We start from the raw sequence: 14,460 nt of genomic DNA on the forward strand, positions 1-14,460 counted from the left end.
GATCCTCAAGGCAAATGATCCGCAGCAAAATCCGCCTCCGAACGCGCCTGCAAACGCCCCTTGCGGCAGGCCTGCTGGAAGTGTTCGAAGTCCCGTTCATTCTGCGTCGCATAGGTCTGGGCGTATTTGAACAGGGCTTCGGCCAGGGTTTCGCTCTTGCCGATATAGCCGCTGATCAGCGCCGCCTGGCCGGATGATTTGGCGTGGGCCTGGGCCAGGGCGCGGCCGCAGATGCGTCCATAGGCGGCGAAGGTTTCGGCGTCGAAGGTTTCCAGTTCCGCGGAGATCTTCATGTCACGCAACTGGCGGACATAGAAGTGCCGGCCGTTGGGGCCGGTGGTCCAGCCGAGAAACAGGTCGCTGGCCGATTGCATCAACCTTTGTCCTTCCACCACCCGCTGGCCGTTGTGCCGGGGCCGGGACTTGCCACGCACGTAGTCGGCGAGCACCGAGCGCCTGGCCTCCTTGAACTGCAGGAACAGCGGTCGTTCCTGGGTATCGGTCAGCAGGGCCACCAGGCAACGGGTGCCGACACTGCCCACGCCCACCACCTTGAACGCCAGGTCCTGGGCTTCGAAACGGGCCAGCAGGTCGCGGCGATCGGCCTGCAAGGTGCCGCGATAGTCGCGCATGAAGGTGTCGTACAGCGGTCGCCAGTCCTGCAGGCGCATCCAGTCATCGTCGGGATCGAGCAGGGTGGTGGTTTCGTGCAGATGGAAGATTTCCGGCAGGTCGTCGCGAATCAGCAGGCGGCCATGCTGATCACGCTCGCAGATCTTGGGCAGCAACTCGGCGTGGGTGCGACGCTCGGCTTTTTCGATGGCCCGTCGCACATGTTCCAGGGTGCTGCTGCCGCGGGCCTGGTCCAGCAGGTCTTCGTAGGTGGTGGCTTCGTACCAGATATCCAGGGCGCTCTGTTCGGTGCAGGCGGCCATGGCCCGCTGGTAGGCGCCGACCACATGGCGGCAGAGTTGTTCTTCGACAACGGCGCCGTGGCGCAGGTCGCGGGCAGCCACCACGAAGCTTGCCACCAGGCGCTTGAGGTCCCATTCCCAGGGGCCGGGATGAACCTCGTCGAAGTCATTGACGCTGAACAGCAGGTTGCGCTCCGGGGTGGCGAAACCGCCGAAGTTCATCAGGTGGCAATCGCCGCAGATGATCGATTGCAGGCCCATGTCCGGGGTGCCGGCGAGGTCGTGGGCCTGCAGCATCGCGTTGCCGCGATAAAAGGTGAAGGGCGAGACCAGCATGCGTCCGTAACGCAGGGCCACCAGGGATTCGACCCGGCCGGCACTGGACGCTTCGATCAGCGGGATAGGGTCGCGCTTGATTTGTCCCGGCGTGGCCTGGGAACTGCGCGGGCAATCCTTGCGGGCGTCCTTGCCCTGTTTGAGACGGTCTTTGACGGTACTCATGGGGTTCCTCTGCTGGCGGGAATACGGCCGAACCGCTTTGGAGCAGGGCAGTTCCATCGTGAGCATATATGGGATCTGGCAAGGTTCCAGTCCGGGCCGGTTCGGGAAGGGGTGTATGGGGAGGGGTGTAGGGGAAGGGTGTAGGGGTAGGGAGCGATTCTGCAACTTCTTCGCCTTATACCGTCTACATTGCAAGGAGGTTTCCCTCTTTCGAGGAACGGATGATGTTCAAGTCGCACTCGGTTATTGCTGCGTTTGCCTGTTTCGCCCTGGTGACTGGTTCCGTTACGGCGTTGGCCGATCCGGGTAACGGCAAAGGCCAGGGAAATGGCAAGGGAAACTCGCAGGACTATCAGGGCCCTGGTCATCAAGGCGGCCACGGCAAGGGGAAAAAATCGGCGGACGGCAACTGGGCACAAGGGCCGAGTGTCGATCACGGCGTCGTCCTCGGCGTGCTGGGCGGGTACCGGGACTACTGGCGTCCGGGGCCGGCATTGCCGCCCGGTATCCAGAAAAACCTGGCTCGTGGAAAGCCTCTTCCTCCCGGTATCGCGAAAAAGCTCGATGGCCGGCTGTTGGGGCGCCTGCCTCACTATGAGGGTTATGAATGGCAGCAGGCGGGGACGGACCTGATCCTCGTAGCCATTGCGAGCGGCATCATCTACGAAGTGCTCAGCGGGGCATTGGACTAGTTCCGATCCTTGCCTGGATAGCTGTTCACAGAGGAAGACGAGGCGTTCTGATGTCTGACGATTGTCCGCCTCGATGTTCGGTCAAGGACCGCGCGCTCATAACAAATACCCTGCCTTTACGTTCAACTTTTCTTGTTCGACAACCCCTCCGCCTGCCCCTACCTTACGCGACGAGCCGCTGATCACCCGACCTGTGCGCATCGCCCCTGGGCCATGCCCGCGATAGTCCCCTGGTCACGCGACTTCGATAAAAACAGCGCGCTTGCACGCCAGGAGAGATTTTCAGCATGGGCACCGCCTTGAAGTTCGGTCACAAGATTCTCCTGGGCGCCTGCTCGGTGCTGATTGTGGTGTTTCTGTGCTTTGCGCTGTTCAACGACTACCGGCAGACCGCGACCACCCGCGACACCCTGCACAGCAATATGCAGGATGTCGGCAAGGTCCTGGGTGCCAACATCAACAGCTGGCTGTCGGGCCGTATCCTGCTGCTGGAAAGCCTCGCCGAGGCCATCGCTGCCAATCCCGCACCGGAGGCCATCAATCGGGTTCTGGCGCAGAATGTGCTGAACGCCACGTTCGTTGCCAGCTACGTCGGGCAGGAAGACGGCACCTTCAGCATCCATCCGACACGGGTGATGCCCGAGGGATTCGATGCCCGCCAGCGGGCCTGGTACAAGGACGCCGTTCACAACAGTGGTCCGACACTCACCGAGCCCTATATCGGTGCCGGGACCGATTACCTGGTCATGACCCAATCCGTACCGATCAAAAAGAACGGTCAACCGCTGGGCGTGCTGGGGGCCAACCTGAATCTCGACAAGCTGGCGCAGATCATCAATGCCGTGGACATGAACGGTATCGGCTACGCCTTTCTGGTCAGCGCCGATGGCAGGATCCTGGCCCACCCGGACAAGGCGCTCGTCACCAGGACCCTCGCCGAAGCGTTCCCGCAATCGCCGCCCGCCATCAATACCGGGTTGAGCGAGGTGACGGAAAACGGCAAGGCCCGCCTCCTGACCTTCATGCCTATCGACGGCCTGCCTTCGGTGAAGTGGTTTATCGGTTTGTCGGTGGACAAGGACAAGGCCTATGGGGCGCTCCACGAGTTTCGCCTGACCGCGCTGATCGCAACGCTGAGTGCAGTGCTGGTGACGATTGCGCTGCTGGGATTGCTGATCAAGGCCTTGCTGCGCCCGCTAAGGCGCATGGGCCTGGCGATGCGGGATATCGCGCAGGGCGAGGGCGACCTGACCCAGCGCCTGCCTGTTCAGTCGCGGGATGAGTTCGGCATTCTGGCGGGTTCTTTCAATCAGTTCGTCGAACGCATCCAGCAGTCGATCCGCGAGGTGTTGCTGTCCAGCAGCCAGCTCACCGAATTGGCCGCACAGGTCAGTCGGACTTCGCATTCTTCGTTGCAAAGCTCGGATACGCAGGCGGCCCTGACCCATAACGTCGCCACAGCGATCAATCAGCTGGGCGCCGCCGCGGACGAGATTGCCCGTAGCGCGGCGCATGCGTCCAGGCGGGCGTCCGATGCGCGGGAGCAGACCCAGGACAGCCGCCAGGTGGTCGAGCGCAGTATTGCGGCGATGTCGGAGCTGTCCGCACAGGTGGTTTCGACCCGCAACGAGATCGAGGCGCTCAATGGCAAGACCCTCAAGATCGGGCATATCCTGGAGGTGATCAAGAGGCGGGGATCGGCGAGATCGACGAGATCAACCTGTCCATGGCCACCGCGACCGAAGAACAGACCGCCGTGGTGGGCAATCTCGACAAGGACATCACCCATATCAACGGCCTCAACCAACAGATGGTGAACAACCTGCAATCGACGCTGAGCGCTTGCACTGACCTGGAAAACCAGGCGCTGCGCCTGCAGAACCTGGTCAATACCTTCAGGATCTGATGGTGCGGGAGGCTTTCTGCGCAGCACCATAGACCCGCGCAAAAAACTCGAGCATCGCCGCATTCACTTCGTCGGGTTTTTCGCTTTGTATCCAGTGCCCGCAATCCTCCAGCACCTGTTGTTCCAGATGCGGAACCACGCCCGGCATGCGTTTGAGGGTATGGGCTTCCAGCGCCCCCACCGGATCACGGTCGCCGATCAGGAACAGCGTCGGCTGTTGCACCTGGGCGCCGGCCAGGAACCCGGTTCGTTGCCAGTTGCGCTCGAAGTTGCGGTACCAGTTCAAGGCGCCGCGAAAGCCCTTGTCGGCGAAGGTCTGGCGATAGGGCTCGAAGTCTTCTTCCGTACACCAGTCCGGCAGGGCTGGCGGTACGCTTACGCCGTCGAACAGTCTGGCATCGGCCGCCTTGGCTTGCAGAAACACTTCGGTGTCGCCCATGAAGGCCCGCAAGGTCCGCTCGACATCCGCGTCGAGTTCCTGTTCCGCGACGCCCGGCTGCTGGAAGTAGAGGATGTAGTTGAAGCGATCGGCAAACACTTCGCGCATACCTTCGATGGCCGGGCGTTTGGCGCGGCCGGCGAAGGGCACCGACAGCGTCACCAGGGCCTTGACCCGTTGCGGTTCCAGCAGCGCCAGGTGCCAGGCCACCGGCGCGCCCCAGTCGTGGCCGACCATGGCGACCTGTTCATGGCCGAAGGCCTCCATGGCCCCGCGGATATCGCCGCACAGGGTCAGCAGGTCGTAGGTCGCGATATTTTCAGGAGCGCTGCTGCGGCCGTAGCCGCGCATCTCCGGCACGAAAACCCGATAGCCGGCCGCGACCAGCGCCGGCACCTGCTTGCGCCAGGAATACCAGCACTCGGGGAAACCGTGCAGCAGCCAGACCGGCTTGCCGTCGAGCGGCCCGGCCACGTGCACACTCAACTCGATCCCGTTGACCGCTACCACGTGCTGTTCGAATGCATTCATCCTGTGTGCTCCCTTGGCCCATCCATCGACCGTAGCAGAAGGGCAAGACAGCGCTAATCACCATTCACGGGTCGAATGACCCCTGACATATCGTGGGTTCAGGGCAGGATGATGTAGTCATTGTCCTGCACGATGCCGCCATGGGGCGCTTCCACCAGTTCGATGTAGCGACCGTCGACCTGGTCGATCGGCAGGCAGTCGTCGATGTCGAGCACCGCGTCGGTATGGGGTTGTTCCCAGCCGCGGAACATCAGTTGTTTAGCCTTGGCCCTGGCCTGCACGAGGTTTTCGGCGACCACCAGCAGATAGCGATGGGCCTCGCCAAAGACCTGCGTTTCATAACCGCCGAAGTTGATGAAGAACAATCGCGGCGAGCCGGGGGACGGGGCCAGGTCGCTGAACCCGACCTTCCACCGCTCGACGCCGTCGACCCGCATCCAGCCATCGATATGCAAGCCCGCCTGGCTGCCGAACCAGTCCTGGCGCAGTTGCCCATAGGTCGCTTCAAGACTGTCACCGCGCACGAACGTCACGTCGTGCACTTCGATTCTGGCCCGGGGGTGTTTGCCCCCGAGCATGACCACCCACAACATTGCCGTTCCTTTTCGCTGAAGGGCTGGCGCAGTCGCCGGCCCGTGGTTCCAGTGCTCTGGTCGTTATGTTATTTACTCTGGAGCGATTCGGTCGAGGCTGATCAGGCTCCGAGGATGATAGGGCGGCCCTGCCCATGACCATCATTTGTCAGCATTGATTAACGCGAGCGGCGTTCTACCCTTGAGCGAAGCGCTACTTTTGACGCTACCCGACCACGGAGTTTCCAGTTGTCCTCACCCGAACAGCATCCCCAGCAGTATGAACTGGCCCTTGAACGCTTCCTTGCCGCACATCCGAGCGTGCGTGAAACCCTCGACCATCTCAATCCGCTGGCCGCCCAGGCCAGGGGCGAGAGCCTGCAACGCTACCGCGAGGAACGCCTGCATGAAGCATTCGAAGCCGAAGCCGAGCGCCAGGGGCTGTTTGCCTGGGAGCTGACGTTGCAACTGACCAGCGGCAGTGCCGAAGAGTTCGAGAGCCGACGCCTCGAGGTGCACAGGGAGGTGGCGGAGATGGCCGGGATGGAATGGTCGCAGTACTGCGCCCTGCATGGCTTGAGCGCCGGGTAGCGGTCCGGGGGCCGCGCTGTCTTATGGCGTGATCAGGGCGCTGTCGGTTTCCCCCGCGTCTTTGCGGACATTGGCGGGAAGCGGGTGGTGAAGCCAGCACAGGCGGATCTCGTTGACGCTCACCCAGTTGCCGTTCACGGGCGGGGTGCGGCAACTCTTGAAACCCAGGCAGATGCCGTTCTGGTCCAACAGCGCGAAGTGTCGGGGCGAAGAGGGATAGGTCAAGATGAACCTTGGAGGCGTCATGGCTGAAAATCCGCTGGGTATAGGCCCTGTATAAGCGATTTTCCGCGCACAGCCTCATGAAGACTTGTGTAAGTCTGTAGATATCCAACTGATGAAAATGACTCTCTGATGCTTGTTTCGGGATAGGCCGATTCAAGAGGGGGCCATGATGACCTGGAGCACGTCGGGTCAAAGATGAAAATTCTTTCACTGTGAGCTGTTCATCCAGCCTTTATAGTGCCCTCGCTCGTTCAAAAGCTTCCCTTAGCCCGCTCTCCCGCGGGCTTTTTTTTGTCGTTTTTTCCACCGCTGGCGCGGTGGGCGGCGGCGGCCCAGGCTCCGTTCGTCGGTCCCGGCCCGGTTTTTCTAAACCTTTGCCGCCCAGGTCATTCCCATTCTTGTAGAGGACAGATTTTTTCCCCACAGGAGGACAGCCATGAGCCGCAAGGCCCAACGACTACGCCCGATGTTTTTCAGCCTGATCCTGGGCGCCAGCCTGACCGCCCATGCCGTGGCCGGAACCCCCGCCGAGTTTATCGACAATGCCTCGGCGGCCGGGATCGCCGAGATTGAAACCAGTCGCCTGGCGATCCAGAAGACCACGGCCACCGATATCAACAGCTACGCCGTGGAAATGATCAAGGATCACACCGACGCCAACCGCGACCTGAAGGCGATCGCCACCCGGCACAACCTGCCCATGGCCTCCGATGCGCAAATCATGGACCAGGCCAGGAAGCTGATGCTGCAGGTGCAGGAGGGCGAGTCGTTCGACGTGGCGTATGTGGCCAACCAGATCAAGTCCCATGAGCAGGTCATCAAGTTGTTCGAGGACGAGGCCCGCGACTCGCAGTCGCCGGAGCTGAAGGCCTTTGCCCAGCAGACCCTGCCGAAGCTGGAGATGCACCTGGACATGGCCAGGAAGCTCGAGATGACTCATCACAAGGGCGATTGACCAGGTTTGTCCGTCAGCGCATGCAGGCGGCTGGTCCGGCTGCCCTGGCGCGACAGCACCATCTCCTCGAGGATCTCGCGGGCCAGCCGGGACAGGGATTCGCGGCCCTTGTAGTCGGCCCTGACGATGCCGGTCACGGCAAAGTGATCGGCATTCGGCCCGCTGAGGAGGGCCGACAGCGTGCCGTCGGAATGCAAGGTGCATTCGACTTTGTAGCTGGGCAACCGGGAGGCCAGTTCGGCCTCGATTTCCGACTTGCTCAGTGTTTCCATTGCAGATGCTCCAGGTCGACGAGGGGGCTTATTCAGCAGAATAGAAGCTCCTGTGCGCAGCGGCGCAAGAATATTTGTCGTCTCTGGAAACACTGTTTTTGCCGTCGGCGGGGACAAACCCCTTGCTGGCGGTTATGGCCTGCTAGGCTCACTCACAAGCAATGATTGCTTGGCTGTTCCATCTGCTTCATCACCTCTATTAGGGATGTGTCGACGTGATTTCCATTCTCGAACTGCGCAATATCATCGAACTCGGGTTTCTGCCGCTGCGCTGCCAATGCACGGTGGACCACGATTCTTCGTTGACGGTAAAGGTCTTCGATTCGCAAACGGGCAAGGTGGATCTGCTGGTGACGGGGATCTCCAGCCGTGCGCTGACCAGTGCCCGGGCCATCTCCAACCTGATGGGCCAGTTGCGCGGCGAACTGTCGGCCAACCAGGCAGTATCGGGGCGGCGGGAGCGGATGGCGGGCTAGGCGCCCGCCTGGGTCCGGGAGCGAGTCAGCCGGCTTTCTGCAGGGCCTCGATCAGCTCCTGCTTGCGCATGGTGGAGCGCCCGGCGATGTTGCGGGTCCGGGCTTCCTGCAGCAGGCTGGCCTTGCTTTGGGTTTGCAGCGAGGCCTGGCTGTCACGGGGGTAGCCCTTGCGGCTGGCCGCCGCGCGCTTTGATGAGTCCGACCGGGCTTGCGCCTTGGCGGCGGGGGCCTTGTCCCGACCTGAGCCGCCAACGCGCTCGCCGCCCCCCGACTGTTTGTTGACCGTGGCCCAGGCCCGTGCCTCGGCTTCCTCGCGGGACAGGCCCCTGGCTTCATAACTGGATTCGATATGCGCCGCCTTGCGCTTTTGCGCGGCGGTGTATTTGGCTTTGCTTGCCCGTGGCATCTGAAGACTCCTTCTGCTCGTTGCAAGGAAGGCGACGGCACCTCGCCGTGCCGCCGCCGGGGATCTACTTGACCGGGGAACCGCTGGTGCCGCCCGAGCCCATGCCCTTGCTTGAGCCGGGTGCGGTATCGTTGCCGATGGGACCGTTGCCATCGGTATTCACGCCGCCCTGGCGACCGGTGTCGTTGCCCTGGTTGCGCGGGTCGATGCCGTTACCGGGGGCAGGGCGCCATTTTTGATGACACTGTCATTGTCGGAGTTGATCCCGCCTGGAAGCTGCGGCGGCTTCGGTTCCTGGACCGGATTGGTCGGCCCCGTGGTGGGTTGCGCGGCGAAGGTCGCCAGGGACACCGATGACAGCAGGCCGGTCAACGCCAGCATCGCGAGTTTTGACGAAATCATGGTGAGTCTCCTTGTTTGAGAGTCCTTACCTGATATTGGTCTGTGCGTGCCGGGCGTTGGTGCCGATGGAGCGACGAATGGCCAGGGTGTCGTGGCTCAGTCTTCGACGATATCGTTGAACGAGCAGTATTCGTCCCAGTCCATGCCCAGTGCCTCGGCCACTTCGCGGTGGACTTCCAGGCGCATGGCCTGCAGTTGCGCGGGTGTCTCGGCGACCAGTTGCAGGGTCAGCTCCCACGGCTCGATGCCCTGGTTCTCGGCTTCGTCGTCGAAAGCCCATTGGAATTGCTGCTGTTGTTCCGTCGGGCTCAGGCCCCGGGTTTCTTCACGCAGGTGCGGGTGAGCGTCGAGGAACTTGGCGAGGGCGACCTCGCTGCGGGATTCTTTGGGGATCATGCTGGAGTCTCTGTGCGATGCGATGGTCCGGCGCCCTGTCTTGCAGGCTGCGCTTCGACCTGGAAAAAAGCTGCGGTCATGCTAGCGAGTTCATTCAACGATGGAAAGAATCGCGCGGCTCTGCGAGGCTAGCACTTCGCTGGCCGCACCTGAGCCGCCCTGACCTCAACCTCCTTGTATACGGATCGGATGCGATGACTGCTGCAGACTCTTCCTGGAACGCCTCTTCCCCGGGCCCGATAAAGGCTGTGATTTTCGATATGGATGGCTTGCTGCTCGACACCGAGGGCATCTATTCCGAAGTGACGCAGATGATCGTCGGGCGTTACGGCCGGACCTTCGACTGGAGTCACAAGCAGAACATCATCGGGCGCGGCGCCGGCGACCTGGCGCAGTATGTGGTGGAGGCCATGGAACTGCCGATCAGCGCAGAAGAGTTCCTGGCGGTGCGCGAGCCGCTGATGCGCGAGCGGTTTCCCAAGGCCGGTTCCATGTCCGGCGCCGAGGCACTGGTGCGGCACCTGTCGGCCCACAATATCCCGATTGCTGTTGGCACCAGCTCGTCGCGGGGATCGTTCGAGCTCAAGACCACCCTGCACCGCGAGTGGTTCGCGTTGTTCGATACCATTGTCACCGCCGACGATCCGCAGGTGGGCCAGGCCAAGCCGGCGCCGGACATTTTCCTGCTGGCGGCCAGCCGCCTGGGCGTTGCGCCCGAGGATTGCCTGGTGTTCGAGGATTCGCCGTTCGGCGTGACCGCGGCAAAGGCCGCCGGCATGTACGCGGTGGCGGTGCCCGACCCGGCGATGGCAGCGGAGAAATACCATCATGCCGACCGCATCGTGACCTCGCTCAAGCACTTTGCCCTGGAGCCGATGGGCTTGCCGGCGATCGACTGGGAACTGCGCTAGACGCGGGTTGCCGTGCTGTCTTTGCGGGCCTCTTCGCGGGCAAGCCCGCTCCCACAGTGTTCGAGTTGAAACGAAGGTTTATGCCTGACTCGGAACTTGTGGGAGCGGGCTTGCCCGCGAAGAAGTCGGCCCAGGTACGCCCGATCAGGCCGACACTGTTATCCCCAGGCGCCGCTGCACGGTGGCCCAGACGCCCAGCGCCAGCGCGGAAATCAGCCCGCCGGCGACGACTATGCCACTCCAGCCAAACGGGCCGAACAACTGCGCACCCAGCAGTGAACCCAGTGCACCGCCGATGAAATAGCAGGTGATATAGCCTGCATTGAGGCGGTTGCGCGCGGTTGGCCGGACCTTGAACACCGCGTTCTGATTGCTCACGTGCACCAGTTGCACGGCGAAGTCGAGCAGCAGCACGCCGATCAACAGCGCCACCAGCGAATGCCCGGCAAAACCCAGCGGCAACCAGGACAGCAGCAACGCCAGCAGCCCGATGGTGGTGGCGAACTCGCCCTTGCCCCGATCCGCCATGCGCCCGGCGAGGTTCGCGGCCATCGCGCCGACGGCACCGGCCAGGCCGAACAGGCCGATCACCGCATCGGAGTAGTGGTACGGCGGGTTGGCCAGGAGGAATGCCAGCGGTGTCCAGAACAGCGCGAACAGGCAGAAGGTCAGCAGGCCGAGCACGGCCCGCAGGCGCAGCACCGGTTCTTCGACGAACAGGCGGAAGACCGAACCGAGCAGCGCCGGATAACTCAGCCCGGCATTCTGCCGGTGCTGCGGCAAGGCGCGAAACAGGGCGAAGGCGCAGATGAACATCAGGCCGGCCGCCAGCAGGTAGATCGCCCGCCAGTCGCCGAACGACGACAGCGCCCCGGCCGCCGTGCGCGCCAGCAGGATACCCAGCAGCAGCCCGCTCATCAGGGTTCCGACCACTCGCCCGCGTTGTTCCGGCGGTGTCAGGCTGGCTGCCATCGGCACCAGGACCTGGGCCACCACCGAGAACAGTCCGGTCAGCGCGGTGCCCAGCAGCAGCCAGGGCAAGCCGGGGGCGAAGGCGCTGATCAGCAGGCCGAGGGCGCTGAGCAGGGTCATGACCACGATCAGCCGGCGCTGCTCGAACAGGTCCCCCAGGGGCACCAGCAGCAACAGCCCGGCGCCGTAGCTCAACTGGGCGGTGATGACGATGGTCCCGGCGGTGGCCATGCTCAGGCCCAGGTGCTGGGCGATGGTGTGCAGCAGCGGCTGGGCGTAGTAGTTGCTGGCCACCGCAAGGCCGGTGGCGGTGGCCATCAGCAGGATCAGGGCAGTGCTTAAAGGTCGGGTGTTGGCGTGGGCGTCGGACATTGCCTGTCTCGTTGTGGGGTATCGATGTGCGAAGTATTGGGAATGTCTTAACATGACGCCAATGCATTGTTTTCATCTCATCCATCTTGAAACGAGATACACGCGGTGAACCTGAAACAGATCGAGTACGCCCTGGCGGTGGCGGACGAGGGCAGCTTTACCCGGGCGGCGGAGCGCTGCCATATCGTCCAGTCGGCGCTCAGTCACCAGATCGCGCGCCTGGAGGAATACCTGGGCACGCCGCTGTTCGAGCGCAGCTCGCGCAAGGTCCGGCTGACCGCCGCTGGCGAGGCATTTGTGCGCAGTGCCCGGCCGGCACTGGAAGCGACACGGCGGATCGTCGCTGAAGTCGCGGCGGTTTCCGGGGAGGTGCGCGGCAGTCTGTCCATCGGCAAGATTTCCTCGTTGACCGAAGTCGACCTGGTGGAGTTGCTGGCGCGTTTCCATGGCCTTTATCCACAGGTGGATATCCACCTGAACATGAGCAAGAGCGAACTGCTGATGGCTGATGTGCGCGAGCGGCGCCTGGACCTGGCCTTTGTCGGGCTCTGGCCGGGAGAGCGGATCGAGGGCTTGGCGATGCGTTTGCTGGCCGAGGAGGAACTGGTCGCCGTGCTGCCGCCCGGTCATCCGCTGACGAAGTGGGAGCGTTTGCCGTTGGCACAGCTGGAGGATCAGACGCTGGTGGATTTCCAGGCCGGGACCGCCGGGCGTCGGCAGACCGATGAAGCCTTCGCCGCGGCGGGATTGCGCCATCGGGTGCAGTTCGAGGCGGGCAACGTGATGCTGGTGGGGGAGTTCGTGCGGCGTGGCCTGGCGCTGGGGCTGGTGCCCAGCAAGATTGCCGAAGGTTTCAGCGGGGTGGTGACGGTACCGGTGTGTGACGCGCCGTCGCGGCATCTGTATGTGGTCTGGTCCCATCGACCGACGCCGGCGGCCGCGGCGTTCCTGGTGTTGTTGGAGCAGGCGCTGGCGAAACGGGAGGTGCTGGCGTGACTTGATCGTTCCCACGCAGAGCATGGGAACGATCAATTATGAGCGCGGGCTCGCCGGACCACGGCGAAGACGTCAGACCCGCTGGCGGATCATCCGAATCAGGCGCTGAAGCCGCCATCGATGGTCAGGCTGGCCCCGGTGATGTAGCCGGCTTCCGGCCCCGCCAGGTAGGCGACAAAGCTGGCGATTTCTTCCACGCGGCCATAACGACCGCCGGCCATCAGGCTGATCAGGCTGTCGGCGAACTCGCTGTCGGCCGGGTTCATGTCGGTGTCCACCGGACCCGGTTGCACGTTGTTGACGGTGATGCCGCGCGGGCCGAGGTCACGGGCCAGGCCCTTGGTCAGTCCCACCAGCGCCGACTTGCTCATGGCGTAGGTGGCGCCACCGGCGAACGGCATGCGTTCGGCGTTGGTGCTGCCGATATTGATGATCCGCCCGCCGTCGCCCATATGCCGCGCGGCTTCCTGGGTCGCGACAAACACGCTGCGCACGTTGATCGCCAGGGTCCGGTCGAAATCTTCCAGGCTGAAATCTTCCAGGGGTCCCATGGCCAGCACACCGGCGTTGTTGACCAGGATATCGACGCGGCCAAAGGCTTCTACGGTGGCGTTCACGGCGTTGCGGATCGCCACGGCGTCGGCGCTGTCGGCCTTGATCGCCAGGGCCTTGCCGCCGTCGGCGATGATGCTGTCCTGCAGTTCCTCGGCCTTGGCCGCCGAGCTCACGTAGGTGAAGGCCACCGCCGCGCCCTGGGCTGCCAGGCGCTTGACGATGGCGGCGCCGATGCCGCGGGAGCCACCCTGGATCAGGGCCACTTTGCCGTTGAGGTTGCTGTTGAAGGTGTTGTCGGTCATGTCGTTCTCCAAAGTTCAAGGCCGTGAGAGGGAAAGGGTAGTGGCCTTGTTGTTGGAAGCGAGTATCGACTGTGGATTACTGCCTGTGTAGACGGTAATTGTTATAGTCTGTGTAAACCAGAAGTTGTGAATGGCGATCATGGAAACTTTCAGCAGTATCGAATGTTTTGTCCGCAGCGCCGAAGTCGGCAGCTTTGCCGAGGCGGCGCGGCGCCTGAGCCTGACCCCCGCGGCGGTCGGCAAGAGTGTCGCCAAGCTCGAGGCGCGCCTGGGCGTGCGGCTGTTCCAGCGCAGTACCCGCAGCCTGACCCTGACCGAGGCCGGGCAGCTGTTTCTCGGCGAAGTCGGTGCCAGCCTGCACACCATCCAGAATGCCGTGGCCAACCTCGCCAGCGCCAAGGGGCGGCCGGCGGGGACGCTCAAGGTCAGCATGGGCACGGTGTTCGGGCGCCTGTACATCGTGCCCTTGCTGGGGGAGTTCATGCGGCGCTTCCCGGATATCCGTCCGGACTGGAATTTCGACAACCGTCAGGTGGACCTGATCGGCCAGGGCTTCGATGCCGCGATCGGCGGTGGCTTCGAACTGCCCCAGGGCGTGGTGGCACGCAAGCTGACGGTGGCCCACCGGGTCCTGGTGGCGTCCGCCGAATACCTGGCGCAACAGGCTCCGATCGTCACGCCCGACGACCTGCGCCGTTGCACCGGCATTCTCATCCGCTCGCCCCAGACCGGTCGCGTGCGCACCTGGCAACTGACCGGTCGAGATGGGGAACACCAGCCGTTGAACCTGACGGCGTGCATGACCATGAGCGACTCGGAAGCGGCCTGTGCGGTGGCTGCCCAGAGCCTGGGCATCGCCCTGGTGAGCATGCCGTTCGCCCTGGCCTGGCTGCGGGTCGGCACCTTGCAGCGGGTGCTGCCCGACTGGTATGTCGACGACGGCAATATCTCGATCTACTACGCCGAGCACAAACTGCTGCCGGGCAAGACCCGCGCCTTTGTCGACTTCATCATCGAACAGTTCACCGAGCGGCAATGGGCGACCCATTTCGACGCCCGGCAGTGACCCACGCT

At 63.2% G+C, this 14,460-nt stretch carries 17 protein-coding genes and 1 pseudogene; 8 read left to right on the forward strand and 10 right to left on the reverse strand.

Going from position 1 to position 14,460, the window contains the following annotated elements; all coding sequences use genetic code 11:
• Positions 1-5: 5 nt before the first annotated feature.
• The gene (locus tag KI243_RS09125; RefSeq protein ID WP_017123942.1) at positions 6-1,415 is read right to left on the reverse strand and encodes a DUF2252 domain-containing protein; all 1,410 of its coding nucleotides are present in this window, start codon (positions 1,413-1,415) and stop codon (positions 6-8) included.
• A gap of 224 nt (positions 1,416-1,639) precedes the next feature.
• Here KI243_RS09125 and KI243_RS09130 point away from each other — a divergent pair, with 224 nt between their 5' ends.
• On the forward strand, positions 1,640-2,107 hold the full coding sequence (locus KI243_RS09130) for an anti-virulence regulator CigR family protein (RefSeq protein ID WP_042934484.1): 468 nt from the start codon (positions 1,640-1,642) through the stop codon (positions 2,105-2,107).
• Positions 2,108-2,394: 287 nt separating this feature from the next.
• A pseudogene (locus KI243_RS09135) lies at positions 2,395-4,013 on the forward strand (methyl-accepting chemotaxis protein).
• Here KI243_RS09135 and KI243_RS09140 read toward each other — a convergent pair.
• Both KI243_RS09140 and KI243_RS09145 read right to left on the reverse strand, forming a co-directional pair.
• Complete coding sequence (locus KI243_RS09140) at positions 4,003-4,983, reverse strand: alpha/beta hydrolase (protein ID WP_212810711.1); 981 nt, start codon at positions 4,981-4,983, stop codon at positions 4,003-4,005. The pseudogene KI243_RS09135 and the gene KI243_RS09140 sit on opposite strands and share 11 nt — an antisense overlap.
• A 98-nt stretch (positions 4,984-5,081) precedes the next feature.
• Positions 5,082-5,576, reverse strand: coding sequence for a DUF1543 domain-containing protein (locus KI243_RS09145; protein WP_017123946.1), 495 nt, complete (start codon positions 5,574-5,576; stop codon positions 5,082-5,084).
• 228 nt (positions 5,577-5,804) lie between these two features.
• On the opposite strand from KI243_RS09145, the gene KI243_RS09150 reads away from it, so the two are divergent.
• Complete coding sequence (locus KI243_RS09150) at positions 5,805-6,146, forward strand: DUF6388 family protein (RefSeq protein ID WP_017123951.1); 342 nt, start codon at positions 5,805-5,807, stop codon at positions 6,144-6,146.
• 21 nt (positions 6,147-6,167) lie between these two features.
• On the opposite strand, the gene KI243_RS09155 is transcribed toward KI243_RS09150, so the two are convergent.
• On the reverse strand, positions 6,168-6,392 hold the full coding sequence (locus KI243_RS09155; protein WP_042934477.1) for a hypothetical protein: 225 nt from the start codon (positions 6,390-6,392) through the stop codon (positions 6,168-6,170).
• A gap of 415 nt (positions 6,393-6,807) precedes the next feature.
• Here KI243_RS09155 and KI243_RS09160 point away from each other — a divergent pair, with 415 nt between their 5' ends.
• The gene (locus KI243_RS09160; protein ID WP_103032903.1) at positions 6,808-7,326 is read left to right on the forward strand and encodes a DUF4142 domain-containing protein; all 519 of its coding nucleotides are present in this window, start codon (positions 6,808-6,810) and stop codon (positions 7,324-7,326) included.
• On the opposite strand, the gene KI243_RS09165 is transcribed toward KI243_RS09160, so the two are convergent.
• A complete protein-coding gene (locus KI243_RS09165) occupies positions 7,311-7,598 on the reverse strand; it encodes a hypothetical protein (RefSeq protein ID WP_212810712.1) in 288 nt (95 codons plus the stop codon). The two genes, KI243_RS09160 and KI243_RS09165, sit on opposite strands and share 16 nt — an antisense overlap.
• Before the next feature lie 215 nt (positions 7,599-7,813).
• Here KI243_RS09165 and KI243_RS09170 point away from each other — a divergent pair, with 215 nt between their 5' ends.
• Positions 7,814-8,074, forward strand: a complete 261-nt coding sequence (locus KI243_RS09170) for a DUF1652 domain-containing protein (protein WP_177106729.1) — start codon at positions 7,814-7,816, stop codon at positions 8,072-8,074.
• Positions 8,075-8,099: 25 nt separating this feature from the next.
• Here the strand turns inward: KI243_RS09170 and KI243_RS09175 are convergent, their stop codons facing one another.
• The 3 genes from KI243_RS09175 to KI243_RS09185 form a co-directional block, all read right to left on the reverse strand.
• Complete coding sequence (locus KI243_RS09175; RefSeq protein WP_212810713.1) at positions 8,100-8,480, reverse strand: Rho termination factor N-terminal domain-containing protein; 381 nt, start codon at positions 8,478-8,480, stop codon at positions 8,100-8,102.
• Between the two features lie 159 nt (positions 8,481-8,639).
• A complete protein-coding gene (locus KI243_RS09180; RefSeq protein ID WP_244861827.1) occupies positions 8,640-8,882 on the reverse strand; it encodes a hypothetical protein in 243 nt (80 codons plus the stop codon).
• Positions 8,883-8,978: 96 nt separating this feature from the next.
• The gene (locus tag KI243_RS09185; RefSeq protein ID WP_177085041.1) at positions 8,979-9,278 is read right to left on the reverse strand and encodes a DUF6388 family protein; all 300 of its coding nucleotides are present in this window, start codon (positions 9,276-9,278) and stop codon (positions 8,979-8,981) included.
• A 194-nt stretch (positions 9,279-9,472) separates the two neighbouring features.
• On the opposite strand from KI243_RS09185, the gene KI243_RS09190 reads away from it, so the two are divergent.
• Positions 9,473-10,189 carry an HAD-IA family hydrolase gene (locus KI243_RS09190; RefSeq protein ID WP_212810714.1) on the forward strand — a complete coding sequence of 239 codons (717 nt, stop codon included), beginning with the start codon at positions 9,473-9,475 and terminating at the stop codon, positions 10,187-10,189.
• 144 nt (positions 10,190-10,333) lie between these two features.
• Here the strand turns inward: KI243_RS09190 and KI243_RS09195 are convergent, their stop codons facing one another.
• The gene (locus tag KI243_RS09195; RefSeq protein WP_017125847.1) at positions 10,334-11,533 is read right to left on the reverse strand and encodes an MFS transporter; all 1,200 of its coding nucleotides are present in this window, start codon (positions 11,531-11,533) and stop codon (positions 10,334-10,336) included.
• A 105-nt stretch (positions 11,534-11,638) separates the two neighbouring features.
• Between KI243_RS09195 and KI243_RS09200 the strand changes: the two genes are divergently transcribed.
• Positions 11,639-12,529 carry a LysR family transcriptional regulator gene (locus KI243_RS09200; protein ID WP_212810715.1) on the forward strand — a complete coding sequence of 297 codons (891 nt, stop codon included), beginning with the start codon at positions 11,639-11,641 and terminating at the stop codon, positions 12,527-12,529.
• Positions 12,530-12,627: 98 nt separating this feature from the next.
• Here KI243_RS09200 and KI243_RS09205 read toward each other — a convergent pair whose 3' ends face one another.
• Positions 12,628-13,386 carry a 3-oxoacyl-ACP reductase family protein gene (locus KI243_RS09205; protein WP_017125849.1) on the reverse strand — a complete coding sequence of 253 codons (759 nt, stop codon included), beginning with the start codon at positions 13,384-13,386 and terminating at the stop codon, positions 12,628-12,630.
• Between the two features lie 139 nt (positions 13,387-13,525).
• Here KI243_RS09205 and KI243_RS09210 point away from each other — a divergent pair, with 139 nt between their 5' ends.
• Positions 13,526-14,452, forward strand: a complete 927-nt coding sequence (locus KI243_RS09210) for a LysR family transcriptional regulator (protein ID WP_042935265.1) — start codon at positions 13,526-13,528, stop codon at positions 14,450-14,452.
• The last annotated feature ends 8 nt before the right edge of the window (positions 14,453-14,460 follow it).

Source organism: Pseudomonas sp. Ost2 (genome assembly GCF_018326065.1).
GTDB classification, from domain to species: domain Bacteria; phylum Pseudomonadota; class Gammaproteobacteria; order Pseudomonadales; family Pseudomonadaceae; genus Aquipseudomonas; species Aquipseudomonas gingeri.

What these genes read in the sequence shown, in the direction of transcription:
- KI243_RS09125 (WP_017123942.1), bottom strand. Translation starts at nt 1,415, where the DNA reads ATGAGTACCGTCAAAGACCGTCTCAAACAGGGCAAGGACGCCCGCAAG.
- KI243_RS09130 (WP_042934484.1), top strand. Translation starts at nt 1,640, where the DNA reads ATGTTCAAGTCGCACTCGGTTATTGCTGCGTTTGCCTGTTTCGCCCTG.
- KI243_RS09140 (WP_212810711.1), bottom strand. Translation starts at nt 4,983, where the DNA reads ATGAATGCATTCGAACAGCACGTGGTAGCGGTCAACGGGATCGAGTTG.
- KI243_RS09145 (WP_017123946.1), bottom strand. Translation starts at nt 5,576, where the DNA reads ATGTTGTGGGTGGTCATGCTCGGGGGCAAACACCCCCGGGCCAGAATC.
- KI243_RS09155 (WP_042934477.1), bottom strand. Translation starts at nt 6,392, where the DNA reads ATGACGCCTCCAAGGTTCATCTTGACCTATCCCTCTTCGCCCCGACAC.
- KI243_RS09160 (WP_103032903.1), top strand. Translation starts at nt 6,808, where the DNA reads ATGAGCCGCAAGGCCCAACGACTACGCCCGATGTTTTTCAGCCTGATC.
- KI243_RS09165 (WP_212810712.1), bottom strand. Translation starts at nt 7,598, where the DNA reads ATGGAAACACTGAGCAAGTCGGAAATCGAGGCCGAACTGGCCTCCCGG.
- KI243_RS09175 (WP_212810713.1), bottom strand. Translation starts at nt 8,480, where the DNA reads ATGCCACGGGCAAGCAAAGCCAAATACACCGCCGCGCAAAAGCGCAAG.
- KI243_RS09180 (WP_244861827.1), bottom strand. Translation starts at nt 8,882, where the DNA reads ATGATTTCGTCAAAACTCGCGATGCTGGCGTTGACCGGCCTGCTGTCA.
- KI243_RS09185 (WP_177085041.1), bottom strand. Translation starts at nt 9,278, where the DNA reads ATGATCCCCAAAGAATCCCGCAGCGAGGTCGCCCTCGCCAAGTTCCTC.
- KI243_RS09190 (WP_212810714.1), top strand. Translation starts at nt 9,473, where the DNA reads ATGACTGCTGCAGACTCTTCCTGGAACGCCTCTTCCCCGGGCCCGATA.
- KI243_RS09195 (WP_017125847.1), bottom strand. Translation starts at nt 11,533, where the DNA reads ATGTCCGACGCCCACGCCAACACCCGACCTTTAAGCACTGCCCTGATC.
- KI243_RS09205 (WP_017125849.1), bottom strand. Translation starts at nt 13,386, where the DNA reads ATGACCGACAACACCTTCAACAGCAACCTCAACGGCAAAGTGGCCCTG.
- KI243_RS09210 (WP_042935265.1), top strand. Translation starts at nt 13,526, where the DNA reads ATGGAAACTTTCAGCAGTATCGAATGTTTTGTCCGCAGCGCCGAAGTC.